At 64.4% G+C, this 18,055-nt stretch carries 10 protein-coding genes and 1 pseudogene; 10 read left to right on the forward strand and 1 reads right to left on the reverse strand.

Translation table 11 applies throughout. The features are described 5' to 3' along the window. Positions 1-93 precede the first annotated feature (93 nt). From tssK to tssA, 4 genes are read left to right on the forward strand one after another with little or no spacing between them, the layout of a single operon-like run. Positions 94-1,464 carry a type VI secretion system baseplate subunit TssK gene (gene tssK / locus AC3WOG_RS10010; RefSeq protein ID WP_492577833.1) on the forward strand — a complete coding sequence of 457 codons (1,371 nt, stop codon included), beginning with the start codon at positions 94-96 and terminating at the stop codon, positions 1,462-1,464. Further along, on the forward strand, positions 1,457-2,431 hold the full coding sequence (locus tag AC3WOG_RS10015) for a DotU family type IV/VI secretion system protein (RefSeq protein ID WP_492577834.1): 975 nt from the start codon (positions 1,457-1,459) through the stop codon (positions 2,429-2,431). The genes tssK and AC3WOG_RS10015 overlap by 8 nt, the downstream gene beginning before the upstream one ends. Beyond that, a complete protein-coding gene (locus tag AC3WOG_RS10020; protein ID WP_492577835.1) occupies positions 2,428-6,315 on the forward strand; it encodes a type VI secretion protein IcmF/TssM N-terminal domain-containing protein in 3,888 nt (1,295 codons plus the stop codon). Before AC3WOG_RS10015 ends, AC3WOG_RS10020 begins: the two co-directional genes overlap by 4 nt. After that, complete coding sequence (tssA, locus tag AC3WOG_RS10025) at positions 6,312-7,400, forward strand: type VI secretion system protein TssA (protein WP_492577836.1); 1,089 nt, start codon at positions 6,312-6,314, stop codon at positions 7,398-7,400. The genes AC3WOG_RS10020 and tssA overlap by 4 nt, the downstream gene beginning before the upstream one ends. 437 nt (positions 7,401-7,837) lie before the next feature. On the opposite strand, the pseudogene AC3WOG_RS10030 reads toward tssA, so the two are convergent. Then, positions 7,838-9,639, reverse strand: a pseudogene (locus AC3WOG_RS10030) (alkaline phosphatase D family protein). A gap of 619 nt (positions 9,640-10,258) precedes the next feature. On the opposite strand from AC3WOG_RS10030, the gene AC3WOG_RS10035 reads away from it, so the two are divergent. From AC3WOG_RS10035 to ligD, 6 genes are all read left to right on the forward strand, one after another. Beyond that, a complete protein-coding gene (locus AC3WOG_RS10035; protein ID WP_492577837.1) occupies positions 10,259-11,038 on the forward strand; it encodes an SH3 domain-containing protein in 780 nt (259 codons plus the stop codon). A 178-nt stretch (positions 11,039-11,216) separates the two neighbouring features. After that, positions 11,217-12,419 (forward strand): response regulator receiver protein, encoded by a 1,203-nt coding sequence (locus AC3WOG_RS10040; RefSeq protein ID WP_492577838.1) that lies wholly within the window; start codon positions 11,217-11,219, stop codon positions 12,417-12,419. A 1,038-nt stretch (positions 12,420-13,457) separates the two neighbouring features. After that, a complete protein-coding gene (locus AC3WOG_RS10045) occupies positions 13,458-13,916 on the forward strand; it encodes a class I SAM-dependent methyltransferase (RefSeq protein ID WP_492577839.1) in 459 nt (152 codons plus the stop codon). A 189-nt stretch (positions 13,917-14,105) separates the two neighbouring features. Next, on the forward strand, positions 14,106-14,246 hold the full coding sequence (locus AC3WOG_RS10050) for a hypothetical protein (protein ID WP_492577840.1): 141 nt from the start codon (positions 14,106-14,108) through the stop codon (positions 14,244-14,246). Between the two features lie 225 nt (positions 14,247-14,471). Next, positions 14,472-14,633, forward strand: a complete 162-nt coding sequence (locus AC3WOG_RS10055) for a DUF1328 family protein (protein WP_492579763.1) — start codon at positions 14,472-14,474, stop codon at positions 14,631-14,633. Between the two features lie 447 nt (positions 14,634-15,080). Further along, complete coding sequence (gene ligD, locus AC3WOG_RS10060; protein ID WP_492577841.1) at positions 15,081-17,804, forward strand: DNA ligase D; 2,724 nt, start codon at positions 15,081-15,083, stop codon at positions 17,802-17,804. Positions 17,805-18,055 lie beyond the last annotated feature (251 nt).

The following is an 18,055-nucleotide window of genomic DNA, read 5'->3' on the forward strand; positions in this document are numbered from 1 at the left end:
GCGACGGCGCCCCGACAGCGGGCAAGCGGCGGCGTCCGCGCGGATCCGCGCCGTTCCGGCATGCGGCAACAAAAGGGCTAGTGGCCTACTATCATGCGCAATCTGTTTCCCGATACGATTTGCTGGTTCGAAGGCATGCCGTTGCTGCCGCAGCATTTTCAGACCCAGGCCTTGCACGCGGCCGGACACGCGGCGCTGCTGGCCGGCGCAGCGCGGCCGCACTACTGGGGCGTGCTGACGCTCGAGCAGGAAGAAGCGGGGCTCGCCGAAGGGCTTGTGCGCATCACCCGGCTCGATGCGATCCTGCCTGACGGCCTGACGATCCGCCACGCGGCCGACGATCCCGTGCTGCAGATCGACGTGCGCCAGGCGTTCAGCTCACCGGAACAGATCGTCACCGTGTATCTGGCTGTGCCGCCGCTCTACCGAGGCGGCCAGATCGATCAGCGCGGCGCCCGCTACCAGCAACATCAAAGTCAGGGTGTGCCCGATCTCACGACCGGCACCGAACCGGCCGCGATCACGACATGGCGGCCGAGGCTGCACCTGATGACCGATCTTGGCAATCAGGAATACGAACGGTTGCCGTTGATGCAGCTGAGGCAGCAGGGCGGTGGCGTCGCGCTCACCGAGTACGTGCCGCCTTGTCCGTTCGTCGGGCCGGAATCGCCGCTGGGTCAGCGTATCATGCGCATCGCGATGCGCGCCCGGGAGAAGTGCGTATTCCTCTCCGGCCGCCTCGATACGGCGCGCCGCGCCGGCGAGCGCGACGACGCCGGGCAGATCGAGCGGCAACTGGCGGCATTGTGGATGCGCTTGCCGGAAATCGAGGCCGCGCTGCATTCGCGCGCGGTTCATCCCCTCGATCTTTACCGCATCCTCGCCGGCATGGCGGGAGGCCTCGCGAGCCTGCGGCCGACCCGTGGCGTGCCCACTTTCGCACCATTCGACTATGCGGAGTTGCTGGCGTCGTTTGACCCGCTGCTCGAGTGGATCGACGCGGGGCTTTCGACGGTGCGCCAGGGCTATCGGGTGCGCCAGTTCACCGCCGAAGCGGGCGGGTTCTGGATCGATCCGCCGGCGGATGCAGGCGCGGCCGCACCCGGCGAACTGGTGATCGGTCTGCGCATGCCGGGCGATGCCACCGAGCACGACGCAAGTGCCTGGCTGGAGCAAACGGCGATTGCTTCACGCGCGCATTTGCCGACGCTGTCGCGGCAACGGATGCGCGGGCTTGCGCGGCGGCGGCTGTCGCGCGACGAGCGGGCCGCGTACAGCGCCGGCGACGATACCGCGATGTTTGTGATCGCGCTCGACAATACCTGGTTCGATGCGGCGCAGCCGCTGCATATCGACGTCGGTGCGGGTGTGCGCGGCGCCGCGCCGTGGGCGGTGCAGCTCTTCACACCGGCCGGCGAGGCGAACGATCCATCCGGCAAAGCGGGGCGCGGCGCCAATGAGTGACTACGCGACCTTCTCCGGCGACGAACGCGCACCGCTCACGCGCGCGTTCGTTGACGCGTTCCGGCGCGCGATGCAAACGCGCGACGCGCTGAGCCGCGCTGCCGAAGCCCCGCTCGAGGTGCTTGCGCAAGCCGAGAACGTGGCCGATAAGGTGGCGGGGCAACTGGCTTCGGTGACTCGCCGGTTGGCGCGCGAAGCGATGGCGTGGACGGGCGCCGCCGGCGAGGCCGATATTGCAGCGGCGCAGTATGCGTTCGTCGCGCTGCTCGACGAACTGCTGCTGTTCTCCGACTGGCCGGGCCACGCTGCATGGGAGGCAAAACCGCTCGAAGTACGGGTGTTCGGCACGCGCGCGGCGGGCGAACGATTGCCCGATGCGATCGAAGCGCTGCTTACGCAGCGCGACGCGTCGCAACGCGATCTGGCCAATGTCTACCTGGCGTGTTTGATCCTTGGCTTCAGGGGCCGGCTGCGTGGCGAGGCGGGCGCGCTGCGGCACGACCAGCTGCGCCATGCGCTGTTTGCGTTCGCCATGCTACGCGATGCGGAACCGGCCCATCTGGCTGCGCCGTTTGAACGCGTGGCGCTCGCACCGCGCCGCACTGTTTCGCTAACCAAAATGTTTCCGGACCATGCGCGTTTCGCCGTGCTGCTCGGCATCGGTGTGTGTGTGCTGCTCGGCCTGTCGCATCTGCTATGGTCCGTCGCGACGGTCGGTGTGCAACCGTCGGTGGCGCAGTTTCAGGCCATCGCGCTGGCTGACGCGATGCCCGCCCCCGCGAACAGCAGGAGTGTTTCCGGTGCGGTCGTGCGGGTGCCGGTCAAACCGCGCGCGCAGCCAGGTGTGACAGGCGCCTCGGCGCTGCCGCAAGGCAATACGCTGCCGGCGGTGCCAGCGGTGCCAGCGGTGGATACGACTGCCGGTATCTTGCGCACCGCCGCGAATACGGGGGGGAGCCGGCCGTGACGTTGATCACGATCCTGCTGGGCCTCATCGCGCTGCTGCTGCTAGGGCTCGTGATTGCCGTCGCGCTGCGCCTGTGGCGTGCGCGCCAGGACGAGCGGCCGTTGCGCAGTTTCGCAGCAACAGTGCGCGCGGCTCACGCGCGCATGAGCGTTCGCGATCCCTATTCGGTCCCGCGCATTCTCGCGACCGGCGCGCCGGCCGCCATCGATGCGCTCTGCCGCGGTTGGCGCTTGACGCCCGTGGGCGAGGCGGCGTGGTTTGGGCGCGTCTGGAACGACGCAGAAGGGCTGCTGATCGCCGAGCCGCACGACGTGCTCGCCGTACCCGCGGCGGATCGCCGGCTGGGCGCGTGGCGCCGCCTGCTGCGCGCCTTGCTGCGCAACCGGGCCGGGCGTCCGCTCGATGCGATCGTGTGGGTCATCGCGGCCGACACGCTGGTCACGGAGGATGGCGAGCCGCGCGAGATGAGCGCGGCGGCGCTAGAGTCGTCGCGCAAAGTCATCGCGTTGCAGCGGCAATTCGGCCTGATGCTGCCGCTTTATATCGTCATCAGCGATTGCGATGCGCTACCGGGTTTCGACGATCTCGCGGACGGCCTGCAAGGCGCGGCGAGCGGCGTCACACTGGGTTGGGCGTCGCCCTATGCGCCGCGGCGCGCTTATGAAGAAGTGTGGCTTGACGAAGCGTTCGCTTCGATGCGTGCGGCGCTGACGGAAGCCATCGTCGAACTCGGCACGCTGAACGGCGGCGTTGGAGACGCGCTGTTTCTGTTGCCCCAGCGCCTCGACCGGTTGCGCATGCCGTTACGCGAACGCGTGGATCTGGTGCTGCGCGGCGCGGCGGACGGCACGGCGCCGCTGTTGCGCGGCGTCTACTGTATCGGAGACGTGCCCGAGCGGCTGCCTGCGCAAGAAACGGCCGCCGCGCCGGCCTTGCGCGCCAGCGCGCCGATTTTCGCCGGGCGGCTCTGGCACGACGTGCTGCTGAGCGGCCAGGGGCTCGCGCTGCCGATGCCGCGCGTGCTGGCCCTGCGTACCCGTTGGCACCGCGTGGCGACCGTGTGCGCCGCGGCACTGGCCGTATGCTGGTGTGCGGGGATGGCGCTCTCGTGGTGGCATCTGCGTAGCGACGCGCGCGCCCTGAGCGCCGTGTACGATTCGCTCACGCTTGCGCGAACCACCTATCGCGAATCGGATCGCGGCGAGGCGGCCGCCGCGAGCGCGCTGCACAGCGCCAGGGACGCGTTGTTCAAGGTGCCACGCTGGCAACTGAGCTCGCCATTCATGCCGCTTTCGTACCTGTTCCTGGAAGGTCAGCTCGCCGACGCGCAGCGGCACGTTTTACGCGGACTCGTCTTCGAACCGCTGCATGACCGGCTGGTGACGCGGCTCACGCAATCCTCGTGCGGGTCGGGCCCGGCCGCCGAGACGGATGCGGCGCAGCAGGCGGCCACGCGACCGCAAGACTTGCCGGCGTTCGCCGCCGGGACGCAACTCGTCAACGACACTGCGCAAACCGAGCACTGGATTGGACAGTACAACGAACTGGTGCAGGCCGGCAGCGGCAATCTCGCCATGCTTACCCAACTGATGCGCGAAGCCGCCGGCGTGCAGCTCGCGCCGGACCATGTCGCGGATCGCACACAACTCGACGCAGCGCTGCGCGCAACCGCCGTCGATGGCGGCACGCTGCCGCTCGACGGCGCGCAGGCCGCGAGTGCGCGGCAACGCATGAGCGTGTGCTTTGAGCAGTCGTTCGATACGTGGTTCGACGAGGTTTATGCGGACTCCGCGCTGACGGCAAACGCGGCCCAGGTCCAGACGTCGCTGACGCAATTGCGCGCGCCGGGCGCCGCGCCCGCGGACGCGGCACTGTCCGCGCTTGCCAACGGTATCGATGCTTTAGCGGTGCAGGTCGACTTGGCGGATCACGGTTGGGCGAGCGCGCGCGGCAAGGAGCTGGTGCCGGGTTTGACGGCTACATTCGATACCGCGCGGCGTCTGCAACTGATCGGCGCGGCGCCGGTGCAGGCGGTGCTCGCGCACGAGCAGGAGGCCCAGGCCGCGTTCGCCGCGCGCTGGCTGGCAAACGGCAATCTGCCGGGCGTGCTGAGCGCCACGCCTGCCAGCGGGCTGCAACTGTCCGCCGACCTGCGGCCATTGCTCGAGGCCTTGCGCACGCTGCTGACCCAGCCGTTTGCAGCCACAGATGGAAACACCGACACGGTGATCCGCAGCGTCGATGTCGGCACCGTGCAACGCGCGCTCGCGGTCTTGCCTGCCTACCGGCAATACGTTGCGGGGCCGCTCGCGCAAGCGCCTGACGCGTATCGCGCCGCACTGCTGGCGGCCGCCGGCAACGATGCGGTGAGGAGCATGCTCGCCGCGCTGTCGACGCCCGCGCAACTGGCGGCGCAGCAAGCCGGCAGCTCGGTCGCGGCCGCGGCGACCCAATTCGACGCGCTGCATAAAAGCGCGCTGGATCTGATCGCCGCCTTCGATTCGTTAGGTCGCGACGATCTCGCGACGAGCGTCGCACTGCGCGTGAGCGACGCTGCGCTGGTCGTGCTGCGGGCGGCCGATGCGCAGTTGCAGGAACTGGCGCCGTTTCGCCCGGTGCGGGGGGATTTTTCGGGTTGGGACGGTCACCCGGGAGGTTCGATGCGTGCGTTTGGCGCCCCCTCGCGGCAAGCGCTGCAAGCTTATCTCGCGGCCCAGGCAGCGGCGATTGCCGAGCTGGCGGACGGCCCCGCCGGCGCGCTCGACTGGCTGAACGCGCAGAAACCGCCGCTCGAACCGGCCGATGCCCGGCTGGTGAGCCGCTGGAAGGCCTTGTCAGCCGACCTCGCGCAGTACCGGGCGAAGAGCCCGGCGAGCGCAATGATCGCTGTGCAGACGATCATCGCCGACCCACTTGACAAGCTGGACCTCGGCAATTGCAGCGCGTCGCTCGAGCAGGTCAGCGTGCCGCCGGCCGGCGATATTGTCGCGAGCGCCGGCGCGCGTCTCGTATCGTCAGCCCGTGAGCAGTGCTTCAGATTGCAGATGGACACCGGCATGCGGGCATACGAGCAGATCCGCAGCTTTTTCGCGCGCTATCTGGCTGGGCGTTTTCCCTTTGCGTCCGACGCCAGCGCGCCGGGCGCCGACCTGCGGCAGACCGCGGCGTTCGTCGCGCTGCTCGACAACCAGTTGCCACAGGCGCAGGCGGGACTCGCGGCGGAGGCCGCGGCCGGGCGAGGGCGCGCGGACGGCGCCGAGGCTTTCGTCGCTCAACTGGCGCGCGCCAAGCCCTGGCTCGACACCTTGCTCGCACGTGGCGCCGACGGCACGTTGCAAGGCGTGGAGCTGAACGTCGAATGGCGTGTCGATCGCGCCGACGAGGTGGGGGCCGACCAGGTCATCGAATGGAAGCTCGCGAGCGGCGGCGATACGCTCACTTATCCCGCCTCCGGCGAGCCGGCGGCGCGCTGGAGGCCGGGGCAGCCGGTCTCGCTCAGCCTGCGCTGGGCGAAGGATGCGCGGTGGCAACCGATGTTCGACACCGCGCAACCGACGCTGTCGGGCGAGCACGGGTCAGCGACCTGGAGCGCCTCCGACACGTGGGCTTTGCTGCGGCTCGTGCGTTTGCATCTGATGCCGGAGGACGCCGGTCTCACGAGCGCAGGCCTGCCGCCACGGCTGTTGTTCACGGTGCCCGTGCGCGATCGTAACGGCATGATCCAGACCGCGAGGATGTATCTGCGCGTGGGCTTCGGGGGCGCGGCGAAGACGCCGCAGGCGATTCCGGATCTGCCGTTCGCGGCGCCCGGCTTTGACGGCAGAGGCGTGACCACGACGGTGATTTATCCAACGGATGGCAATGCGCAGGCGGATCACGGATGATGCCTGAACTCGAAATAGACACGCTGCTGCAGCCGCTGCCTGGCGACCAGCCATGTGGCGTGTCGCTGATCCACGATCCGGAGTACGACGCAATTCGTACGGCGCGCCGTGCGGACGATCCGAGTGTGCCGGCCGGCATCTGGCAGACCACCCTGAAGGTTGCCGACTGGCCGGCGGTGGAGGCGGGGTGCCGCCGTGCGCTGTCGAACCGCAGCAAGGATCTGACGATCGCTGCGTGGCTCGGCGAGGCGTGGCTGAACCGTTACGGGGTGCCTGCATTGCCCCAATGTATGCAACTGATGGTGGGCTTGTGCGAGCGTTACTGGGACGACCTGCATCCGTTGCCGCGAGACGGCGATCTGGGTTTTCGGGCGGCGCCGCTTGGCTGGCTCGCCGGTGCGTATGCGGATCTGCTGTCGGCGCAGATCGAACTCTTCGAAGGACGCGACGGTTTGCGCGGAACGCTCGCGCAATGGCAAAGCGCACAGCGTGCGACGCTCGCGGCCACGGCGCGGCAAGACGTGCCGGCTGCCAGGCGGGAAGCGGCGGCGCGTACGGCGGCTGGGCTAAAGGAAGCGGCCGGCGCGGCTTCGCCCGCATTCCTGCGGCTCGAGCGTGACGCGCTTGCTACGGCGCGTCCGCTGATCGAGCAACTGGACGCGTGGTGTACGCCGCGCCTGGGCAGCGAGGCGCCCAGCTTCGCGTTGCTGATGGAAACGATGACCCATGCAGGACTTGTGTTGACGGAGTGTCTGGCTATGCATCCGAATTCCGATCCGCCGCCCGCCTTGCCGGCAGGCGATGCTGCCGCAGTGGCCGGGGCGCCCGCGCAAGCACCAGTGCCGGCAGCCTCAGGGGCGCCACACAGCAGGGAGGATGCGTACCGGCAATTGGGGGTGATCGCGGAATACCTCGCGCGCTACGAACCGCATAGCCCCGTGCCGTACCTGATCCAGCGAGCGCTGGAGTGGGGGCGCAAGCCGTTACCGGTGTTGTTACGGGAACTGACTTCAGGGGATGCCGATGGGCAGAGGTTGTGGACCTTTCTCGGACTGCTGCCGGGCGACGGGGAAAAATCGAAATGACCGGGCGCGCGCGATAAGTGATTGACACCCGCACAGGAATCGACATGGGCACAAATTGCGGTCGGACGACCCTGGCGCTATCGATGATGAATCAGTCGGCGCCTGCGCTCGAGGAAGAAATGAAACTGGTGAGCATGAAATACGAACATGAACTCCGCAAAATCCATACAGCCACGGGCGCTATGTTCAACCAGTCGTGCGGGGCTTGAATCAATGGCAGATACAGAAGTCGTGGCGTATTCCGCTTGAGAATCGGCCATTAGCTGTTTGTTGCGTTCATATTGCCCGCTGTCCAGTCCGGAACGCGACCTTGCGGTCGCGCGCCTCCGATGACAGGTGCCCCATGACCCGTGGCGCAACGAAATGGCCGGGCCGACATCCTGATTCTTCCGGAATCGTCGTGATCACGGATGGGGTTCCCCCTGTCACGCCCGCGGCTATCCGACCCGCACGTCGGTCGAATCCCACGGCACGGTGAGCAGAATGCGCCCGGCGAGCGGATCGGCCGGCGCCGTCCCGTCGCTGTTCACGCGTTTGACCTTGCTGAACACCACCGAGAAGCCCTCCCGAGTGACCGTGGCCGACGCGTAGCCTTGCGCGTCGTGATCGGCATAACGAAGATCCGGGTTGTTCGTCTTCAGGAAAGCATTAAAGGCGGCAGGCGTGGCGACAAGCGGCGCAAACGGCGTCCCACTCCACGCAGCCTTCGCGTAGGTATAGAAAGACGTGCTGCTGATACCCGCGCACACGAAATCGACGATCACCGGCGTGCCGGTTGCGGGGTCCGGCACATCGCGCACCACGCCGCACTGAAATGCATGCAGATCGCCGGTGATCGCGACGACGTTGTGGACGACTCCTGCCGCAGCCACGTGAGCAGGTCACGTTTGTGGGCCGGATAGCCGTCCCACGAATCGCAGTTGATGACGAACCGCTCTTTCTGTTTCGCGTCCGGTGCCGGAAAGGTCGCCCACAGACGATTCAGCATGACCTCGTTGCCCCACACCTTCCACATCGCACGGGACGCCCTCAGTGTGTCTTTCCACCATTGCGTTTGCGTCGTGCCGAGCATCGACGGCATGCGGCCGAGTTGGCCGGCATCGAGCGCTTCGGAGCGCTCCAGCACGTCCTGCCTGACGAAGTATCGCGAACCGGCCGCGTCGTCGCCCCGCACCGGGTCGTGTCCGCGCGCTTCGGCGATCGCCCGCGCGCTGACGACGGGCCCGTCGCGATAGAGCCGTTCGTCGGTCATCACCAGTTCCATCAGCGAGCCGAACGTGAACGTGCGATAGATACGGATGTTTTCGTACGATTCATTCCCGGGCGTGAACGCGACATCGCTCCAGTCGACCGGCATGTATTCGGCCCAGGCCTGGCTGGCGTGGCGCCGACGTTGCGTTTCCTGTTTTGCTTCGTTCGTGTACGCCTGATGATCCTGCCAGCAATCGTCCGAGAATTCGTGATCATCCCAGATCGCGATCATCGGGAACTGGCGATGCACGGCCTGCAGCCGCGGGTCGGTATGGTAGGTTCGATAGAGCGTGCGGTAGTCGTCGAGCGTGTCCGCGTAAAAGCCTCCGCCCGGCAGCGGTTGACCGTCGGGTAATTTCAGCGGTGGATGCGACGCTTCTGCCGCGTCGTGCGTCGGGGCGCCGACAGTCTCATAGATATAGTCACCGACGTGTACGACGAAATCGAGATCGGTCTCGGCCGCCATCAGGACCATGGCTTGCCAGTGATTGACGCTCCAGTCCTGGCAGGTGAACCATGCGAACCGTACCCGGGTATTCGCTTCGGTCGGGCTGGGCGCAGTGAGGGTCGCACCGGTGCTGCTGACGTCCCGGCCGGCGACGAATCGGTAGTAGTACCGTGTCTTTGGCAGCAAGCCCGTGACTTTTGCCCGCACCGTGAAGTCGAAGCTGTCCAACGCGCGCAGCTGCACGCTTGCGACGGTGGTTGAGAAATCCGGCTGCGTGGCCATCTCGAGCCGCACCGATATTCTTTTCGCGCTGCCCTTCGCGGCGATGCAGCGTGTCCAGAAGACGACCGACGTATCCCGGGGGTCGCCGCTCGCGACGCCCTGCGGGAACAGATACCTGCCCTTGGGCGAGGACGCGTTCGCAGGCAGCGCGGATCGGCACGTCAAGAGCGTGCCGGTTGCGGCGGCGACCGTGAAGAAAGCCGATGACTTCAGCAAATGACGGCGCTTCATCGCGTCTCCTGTGGCGGCATCCGACATGCTACCGCTGCGGGCGCTGCGACTGGGCTAACAGATGCGAAGGCCCCGAGCGTGCCGGCATCGGTAACGTTATCGGGTGTACCGGACCCGGGATGACATGTGGCCGCCAGCATCAATGTGAATCGCTCAACGGTGTCGGTCGTGCCAGCTTGTTGCCCCAAAAAACAAGCATAGGTCATTCCAATAGCCGATAGAAATAATCAAGCCTCGGGTACACAAGTTGCGCACTCGTGGTGATCGGAGCCGGAAGCGCACCACACGATGCCGTCATTTTTTCGTCGGGTCATCGCCAGTCGGCTATCCGCGGCAGACCTGTCAGCGGGTCGATAGCTGATCGTTTAGCCCGCAGTGGAGGATCAAATGCCTGCGAAATCGAAAGCACAGCGTCGCAGGGCAAGAGGGCGAGTCAGCGCAGGCGCCTACATCATCTGAATCTCCCTGAGAAAGATACGCCTGATGCGCCTGTCCGGAAGCACGTTGCCGCGCCCGAACATATTCAGGATGCCAACACAATAATGTCGCGGGCGTCGCCGGCTTTCCGGCATGCCGCCCATTCACGTCATTTCTGCAGAGCCCGGACGGCAAAGTCCGATAAACAGCGTTCCGTTTGGGAGAAATCATGCAAAAGCACTTTGTCATTCGAGCTATCCCAGGTATCTGTCTGGTAGCGCTCTGCGGCGCGGCTTTCGCGCAGGTCCAGGCGTACACGAATGCGCCCGTGGACATCTACGCCGGTCCCGCACCGGATTACCCGGTAATAGCCGAGGTGCCAGAAGGCGTGCCCCTCACGGTGATGGGCTGCGTCGAGGGTTACAGCTGGTGCGACGTCGCAGCGCCCGACCTGCGCGGATGGGTCTACGGCGGGAGTCTCAGCTATCCGTACCAGGGCGCGAATGTTCCGGTCATGACTTACGGCGTACAGATCGGGCTGCCTGTCGTCGTGTTTTCGATCGATTCCTATTGGGGCCATCACTACCGTGACCGTCCGTGGTACCACGATGCGGCGCGCTGGGCCAGTCACCCTCCACCCGCGCGTGGAGGCCCTCCGGCGCCTCGCGGTGAGGTTGGACGACCGCCGGGACCGCCGCCCGGTCATGAGCCTGCGCATGGTCATGCTCCGGAAACTGCTCCGGAGCGCGGCGGCGCGCCTCATCCCGGCTTTGCTCATTCGCCGGAGCAGCCACCGCCGCGCGGAGGTCCTCAGCAGCAGGTTCAGCCTCAAGCCCGGCCGCAGTCGCAGCCCGGTGTTCAGCCAGGGCCGGGCACAAGCCCTGCTCATGCGATGGACGTACCGCAGATGCATGGTGGCAGCCCTCTGCCCGCGCAGCGCGGCGGCGAACCACGCAGTGGAGAAGCACGTGGCGGCACTGAACGCGAAAACCGTCCGGACAATCATTAATGTCGGTTGCGCAGAATCTGTTGATGGTGCGGACCACGTTCAGAAGCTGGTTTTGGCATGCGAGTCCGGTTACGTATAAATATGACCGGACAGCGGACGTGGCCGGTAAGGCTGACTTCGGGGGCGGTCAGCGGATACTACGTCCGCAAGATGCTACGTTTTTGCGTTGCAGTTCCCGATGCAACTGGACGAAGCTTGTGAGTGTATCGACCGTGCCGCCGCTTATGAGAAATCGCGCGGCATGCGTGGTCGAAAAGGCGGAACAACGGGGGGCTCGATGGCTGACGCAAGACGCTATGAATGGGCAAAACTGTTCGATAAACGCATCGGCCTTGTCGAAGGTCGTTCGGCGCGCGCAAGAGACCCGGACCATGTGGGTGTCATGCCCTGCGCACTTGTTTATATCGACCCGCAAGGAAATGGGAGCCCGAATTGCACGAGTGTCGACCCCTTAGGCTATGTCGACCAGGCGATAACGCTAAACAGGAGCCTGCTCGCCGCCGGAATTCCGGCGCTCACTATCGCCACGAATGCCCGGGAGCAGATAGAAAGTCACCTCACTAACATCGACGAGGGCGCACGTCCGAAGTTGCTCGAATTGAAACCGTCATTGACGCTGCCCCGAACCACACGTTTTTACGCGGCCCACTTCAAGCTCGATCTTTTGCAACAGGTGGGCGACACTTTGCCAAAGGGGGCGTTGGCCCTCCTTCTTGATACGGATATGGTCGCGTTGCGTTCGTTCGATCAGGACGTGTTGCAGCGCTGTTATCGCTGCGGTGCAGGCGCATTCGACATTTCCGATCAGGAGTTCTTCGCATATAGCGCGGCGCGCGTCATTTCCGATCTGGAGGTGGTCGCGGGTAAGCCGCTGGACAACCCCCGGTGGTTTGGGGGCGAGTGTCTCTTCGCTTCTGCGAGCTTCATCGCCGAATTGGTGCCCCGTGCGCGTGAATGCTTTAATCGCTACAAGCTCGTGATGGAGATGCTCAATCACAACGGGGACGAAGCATTCATCTCCGCGGCGCTTAACCTTCTTTCCGATGATGGACACCAGATCATCGATGTGGGCTCGTATCGGGTGGTTGGTCGCCATTGGTCCGGAAACACTCACCGGGACCTTCGCTGGTTTAAACACTGCTCTCTACTGCATTTGCCGGACCGAAAGAGAGTGCTCGAACGCCAGGCGCGCACGCGGGCCTTCAATGCCGGCCGCATCTGGAGGCAACTTGTCGTTGCGCACCTGATTGGGCTCGCTAAGGTTCCGGTCAAGCGCCTGATTCGCATGAAATTGCGCGTGTGGCGTCAACGTGGCGATGTCTGCAGTCCTGGCCGCGCAGGTGGATCAGCTTCTCTTCGACAGCGCCCCAAAGGCTCCTAGAAGCTCGTTGCCTCATCGTTCCTGCTGACGGCAGGCGTTTTCGGTGATTCAAACAATGTCGATAAGGCAAGTTCGATTTCTTCGATACGCCGCTTCAGATCAATCTCGTTCATAGCGGATCGTCCTTTCGCGATACCTCTCACAGGCGGTTGCTGCGCGTGATTCGTCAGACCCGAATCAGTTAGACGCACAATATGGGTTGTAGCAGGACTTATTCCCGTTGAGATCGGCAGGGCAGCAACATAGGGCTGAAAAATTCGACCATTTTCGGTCAGACACGAATCATCGATCTGCGAAGAATGTCTGTGTGCCAAAGCGGTTCACCTCGGCGTTGACGTGCTTGCTGTCAAACATTCAATTCCCGTGAAAAAGCTACATAGGCCGAGCCGGGCGTCATACTGGCAAGGCCTTCGTACGCGTGCGCGGCCAACGCCACTAAACACACCAGTGTCATTAGATATACTGATGTTTTCGCTTACTTTCTGCCGCTCTCCACCGGCCGCGGACATTCTGATTATTGCCAGCAAGAGCCATTGCGCATGTTTTATCCAGTCGGCAGTCGTAATACGCGCTCGCTTACTTTGTCCTGCTTGAAAGCGCCCTTGTGGGACGTTCCGCGAGACCCGGTTCCAGCGGGCACGGCCTGTGCAGCGTGCGAACTGGCAGTAGGTCGGTTCGCACGGGGCGCTGCAACGTCCCGCGCGGTCTTCGGGGTGATCGCCGCATGGCGCGTGTGATTTTGCATGCGTTGGAGGGCCGCCGCTTTGCAAAGCCTGCCGGCAGGGCTGTAGATATTTCCTGCACCAGATCGACAATCTAAATCGTGCCAGTCCTCTGGAAGGTGTATGCCCTAGCTCGAGCCCTCGCTGCCCAGGTTCACCGCACAGCCGCGCGGCAGGCTGCGTCCTGGCTCGGGAGGGAAAGGCGATGAGTAATTTCGAAGATGTCCTGACGCGGATGTTCGGCCATCCGCGCGGCGTGCCCGGGTGGCTCGGTGGCACGATAATGGCGAAAGTGAATCGGCCATACGCGGCGTGGATGATCGACCTGCTGGAACTGCGAGAGACCGATCGCGTCTGCGAGGTCGGATTCGGTCCCGGCGTTGGCATTCAGCTCCTGGCCCGGTCCGCGAAATACGTTGCCGGCATCGATTCGTCTCCGGAAATGCTAAGGCAGGCCACCGCACGGAATGCAGCGGCAATCGATCGCGGGCAGGTCGATCTGCGGCTCGGTTCAGCGGACTGTCTTCCGTTCGAGGAACAGACGTTCGACAGGATGTTGACGATCAACTCATTGCAAATGTGGCCGGATGCGGCCGCGGGCGTCGCGGAGATGCACCGGGTGATGAAACCTGGCGCCCGGATCACGTTTGGTTTCACGGCCTGGTCGCGGCAATCCTGTGGCGGACTGAAGGAAAAGCTCATCGCCGCCGGCTTTACTGCTGCAAAGCTGGCAGGGACAGAGGGCGCGTTTTGCGTTATCGCCGTCAGGCCGTGACCCGATCGGGGAGGCAAAGCTGCCGCGACAACAGGGCGTAGTCGTGGCTGACCTGGACGCGTCCGCGGCAGTCACGCGCGATGCGCGGCAATTCGGTATTCGGTCAACCCGCGACGAATCAAGGAACGCTAAATGAACAAGCGAGACAACCCGGCCCCGTTGGACGTCGCTTAACCGGACGCGCAGCGGATGGCGGTGACCTTCGAGATCAACCGTGCCAAGCGCGCGTTCGAAATCGGATCCTGGACCACGCTGCTCGACCTGCTGGGTGAGCATTGCGCCACAGCTGTAATGGAGCTGGCTGCGCTGGCGATGCTTCTGTCCGGTTGAAGCGGCTGTCCAAAAAGGGCCGACGCGCTCCCTGGCGAGGATTCCAGCCAAAGAGTATTGCTGACGAATTCCTGCAGCACGCGCGCTATCCGATCGGCATTGACCAATCGAGACACAAATCCAGGCATTGAACGAAGCTGCCGCAAGGTCAAAAAGCGGCGATGCCAAGCCGCCTGGCAACAACGTCTATCCGCCCGTCGGGCGGGCCATAAGGAGGGAAGTGCGATGCTTCAATATGCGCTCATTTTCTTTATCATCGCGATCATCGCGGCGGTCCTCGGCTTCGGCGGGATCGCAGCCAGCGCGGCAGCCATCGCGAAAATGCTGTTCTACATCTTTCTCGTGATTTTCCTGGTCACGCTGCTGCTCGGCGTCGTTCGACGATGAGGGTGACCTGAGGCCGGAAAGATCGCAACATCGATCTTTCGGATTGCAGCTATGACGACAAGCATTGAAAGGGTTACAAAATCAGCCGACTGCCCGCGCTTGCAACGGGCAGCCGTTTTTTGTTTTCGCGCGCGGGACGTGTGTCGCCGTGGCGTGCTTCACGGATTTCAACCTGCCCGAGAAGCACTCGATCGACCCGATCGGCTACAAGCAGATCAACGCTACAAGCAGATCAACCAGCGCACTGGCAAGTTCGGTATCGAGCGTCGTGCTGCAGGGTAAGCAGCATCTGGCCGCGTTGATTCCAGCGAGGCGCTCGCCGCCGACGAGGACGCACAGCAAGACAAACCGCCAACTTCGCAAAGGAGGAGCAAGGCGGCGCGCGGCGAGCGTCGCTCCAACCACGCCGCATGATGGTGTGCGCGCACGCAACAAGGGATACCGATCATGGCGCAGAAACTTGAAACATACCGGCGCAAACGCCGCTTCGACGAAAGTCCTGAGCCGTCCGGCATGCCGCGGCACAGAGGAGGGACGGCTCGCGTGAAAGGCAATGGCAATCCGAACGGGCGCGCACTTTCCTTTGTCATTCAGGAACATGATGCGCGGCGTCTGCATTACGACTTTCGCCTTGAACTCGACGGTACGCTGAAGTCGTGGGCGGTGCCGAAAGGGCCGAGCCTGGACCCCTCGGTCAAGCGCCTGGCCGTCCACGTCGAAGATCATCCGCTGGAATACGGATCGTTCGAAGGCGAGATTCCGGAAGGCAACTATGGCGCGGGTACGGTGCTCGTGTGGGACCGCGGCACCTGGGAGCCTGCGGTCGGCGAGCGAACGGCGCATGACGCCTACGAGGCCGGCAAGCTGAAATTTCGGCTCGACGGAGAGAAGCTGCACGGCGGCTGGATGTTGGTGAAGAGTCATATGCGCGGCAGCGGCGACAAAGAGCAGTGGCTGCTGATCAAGGAGCGTGACGACGAGGCCCGCAGCGAAGACAAGTTCGATGTGCTTGCCGAGCGGCCCGGCAGTGTGCTTTCGCATGGAGATAATAAAAAGGCGGGCAAAACCGCCAAACCCGGGAAGGGCGCCCCAAAGCGCAAGCACGGCGCCGGCAAGACTCACACTAAGGCTGCCAGGCGTCACGCGAAATCGCTCGTCAGACCGGTGTCGCCATCTCATGCGAACGACGCGAACGCTGAGCATCCCGACATCGTCGCCACGCGCAGCGCGGCGTCGCCGTCAATTGAAGGGGCCGTGAAGGCGAGGCTCCCCGCGACGCTCAAGCCGCAGCTCGCGACGCTTGTTGATGCTGCTCCGCAGGGCGGCGACTGGTCGTATGAAATCAAGTTCGACGGTTACCGGGTTCTTGCTCGAATCGACCGGCAGGCCTCCAAACGACGGGTGTGCATCTTCACGCGATCAGGCCTCGACTGGAGCGCGAAATTCGACAGGCAGTGCAAGGCGCTCGCTGGACTCGATATCGAGTCGGCATGGCTCGACGGCGAGGCAGCCGTGCTCGATGAGCGCGGCGTGCCGGACTTCCAGGCTCTGCAAAATGCGTTCGATACCGATCGTCCGCAGGACATCGTGCTGTTCCTGTTCGATCTGCCTTACCTGAACGGCTATGACCTGCGTGAGGTGCCGCTCGTGCAGCGGCGCGCGCTGCTGCGTGCGCTGCTGGAAAATGCCGGCGGCGGCATGCTGCGCTTCTCCGAAGACTTCGCAATTGGCGCCGACGACCTGTTGCAAAGCGCCTGCGAAATGGCACTGGAAGGCATCGTTGGCAAGCGGCGCGACAGCCACTACGTTTCCAGGCGAAGTCCGGCGTGGATCAAGCTGCGCTGCCGCCGGCGTCAGGAGTTCGTGATCGGAGGCTACAGCGAGCCGGCCGGAAGCCGCACTGGTTTCGGCGCGCTGCTGCTCGGCGTGTATGACGCGAACCATCGGCTGCAATACGCAGGCCGTGTCGGCACCGGCTTCGATTCGGCCACGCTGCGAATGGTAAAGCAGGAGTTGGCGGCACGCGAAATCGAGCAGATGCCGTTCGCGAGCGTACCGCGCGAGCGTAGCCGTACCTCCGTTCATTGGGTGAAGCCCGAGCTCGTCGCCGAATGCAACTTTGCACAGTGGACAAGCGACGGCATCGTGCGTCAGGCGTCGTTCATCAGTCTGCGTCGCGACAAGCCCGCCCGCGAGATCGGGCAGGAGGTGCCGCGCAAGAACTCCGCAAAACCAACGAAGCACGCAAAGAAAGCCTCCGCGCTTGATGCATCGGTCGTCTCCGGCGTGCGGATCTCGCATCCGGACCGCATGATCGATGAGAGCACGAGAGCGACCAAGCTCGACCTCGTGCGCTACTACGAGTGGATCGCGCCGCGGATGCTGCCGCATCTCGCGGATCGGCCCGTTGCGCTTGTGCGCGCCCCGGACGGTATCGGCGGCGAGCAGTTCTTCCAGAAACACGGCAACAAGCTCGCACTGCCGCATGTCACGCAGCACAAGGGGCTCGACGCCGGCCATGCGCCGCTCTTGACGATTGATAGCATAGAGGCGCTCGTCAGTGCTGCGCAAATGGACGCGATCGAATTTCATACCTGGAACGGGGTGGCGACGGCCTTGGAAAAGCCCGACCGGATGGTGTTCGATCTCGACCCGGACCCCGTCCTGGACTGGCACGCGATGATCGAAGCGGCACATCTCGCGCGCGAACTGCTTGCCGAGCTCGGCCTCGAATCGTGGTGCAAGACGAGCGGGGGCAAAGGGCTGCACGTGGTGGTGCCGCTTGCGAAGGCGCTGAACTGGGAGGAAGTCAAGGCGTTTTCGCAGGGGATCGCCCAACATATGGCCGGATCGCGGCCCGAACGCTTCAGCGCAAAGATGGGCAAGCAAAACCGCAAGAAAAAGATCTTCGTCGACTATCTGCGCAACAACCGCGGTTCGAGCACGATCGCGGCGTTTTCGGCACGCGCGCGGGCAGGGCTGGGCGTTTCGGTGCCGCTTGCGTGGAATGAAGTCGAGCACACGACCCGCGGTGATCAATGGACCATCGGCAATCTGCACGAGCGCCTCGACGCGCTCAAGAGCGACCCGTGGGCCGGCTACTCGAAGTGCCGGCAGCGGATCACCGCGGCAATGCGAACGCGTCTCGATCGATCGGGAAAGGACGATTGAAGGTGTTCGCTCGAAATCTGCCATCGCCGATGGGCAGGCAAGTCGCGACTGAAGGCGTTGCCCGAATTCAGATACGCGTCGTCATAAACGCACCGCTGTCCAGGACTTGCCGGCAAGTCCTGGACAGCGGTGCCGGGCAGGGCGACGATCCGTCGCTGGACCATCAGAACGCGTCCTTCACAGGTGGCAGCCATCCCGGTCCGCCAGGTCACGCGTTCGGTGCCTCGCGTCAAGATATCGAGGGCTCAACT

The sequence above is a fragment of the Paraburkholderia sp. FW306-02-B genome, from assembly GCF_058782725.1.

Coding starts and splice junctions, on each gene's coding strand:
- tssK (WP_492577833.1), top strand. CDS start 94: ATGCGCAATCTGTTTCCCGATACGATTTGCTGGTTCGAAGGCATGCCG.
- AC3WOG_RS10015 (WP_492577834.1), top strand. CDS start 1,457: ATGAGTGACTACGCGACCTTCTCCGGCGACGAACGCGCACCGCTCACG.
- tssA (WP_492577836.1), top strand. CDS start 6,312: ATGATGCCTGAACTCGAAATAGACACGCTGCTGCAGCCGCTGCCTGGC.
- AC3WOG_RS10035 (WP_492577837.1), top strand. CDS start 10,259: ATGCAAAAGCACTTTGTCATTCGAGCTATCCCAGGTATCTGTCTGGTA.
- AC3WOG_RS10040 (WP_492577838.1), top strand. CDS start 11,217: ATGCAACTGGACGAAGCTTGTGAGTGTATCGACCGTGCCGCCGCTTAT.
- AC3WOG_RS10045 (WP_492577839.1), top strand. CDS start 13,458: ATGATCGACCTGCTGGAACTGCGAGAGACCGATCGCGTCTGCGAGGTC.
- AC3WOG_RS10050 (WP_492577840.1), top strand. CDS start 14,106: ATGGCGGTGACCTTCGAGATCAACCGTGCCAAGCGCGCGTTCGAAATC.
- AC3WOG_RS10055 (WP_492579763.1), top strand. CDS start 14,472: ATGCTTCAATATGCGCTCATTTTCTTTATCATCGCGATCATCGCGGCG.
- ligD (WP_492577841.1), top strand. CDS start 15,081: ATGGCGCAGAAACTTGAAACATACCGGCGCAAACGCCGCTTCGACGAA.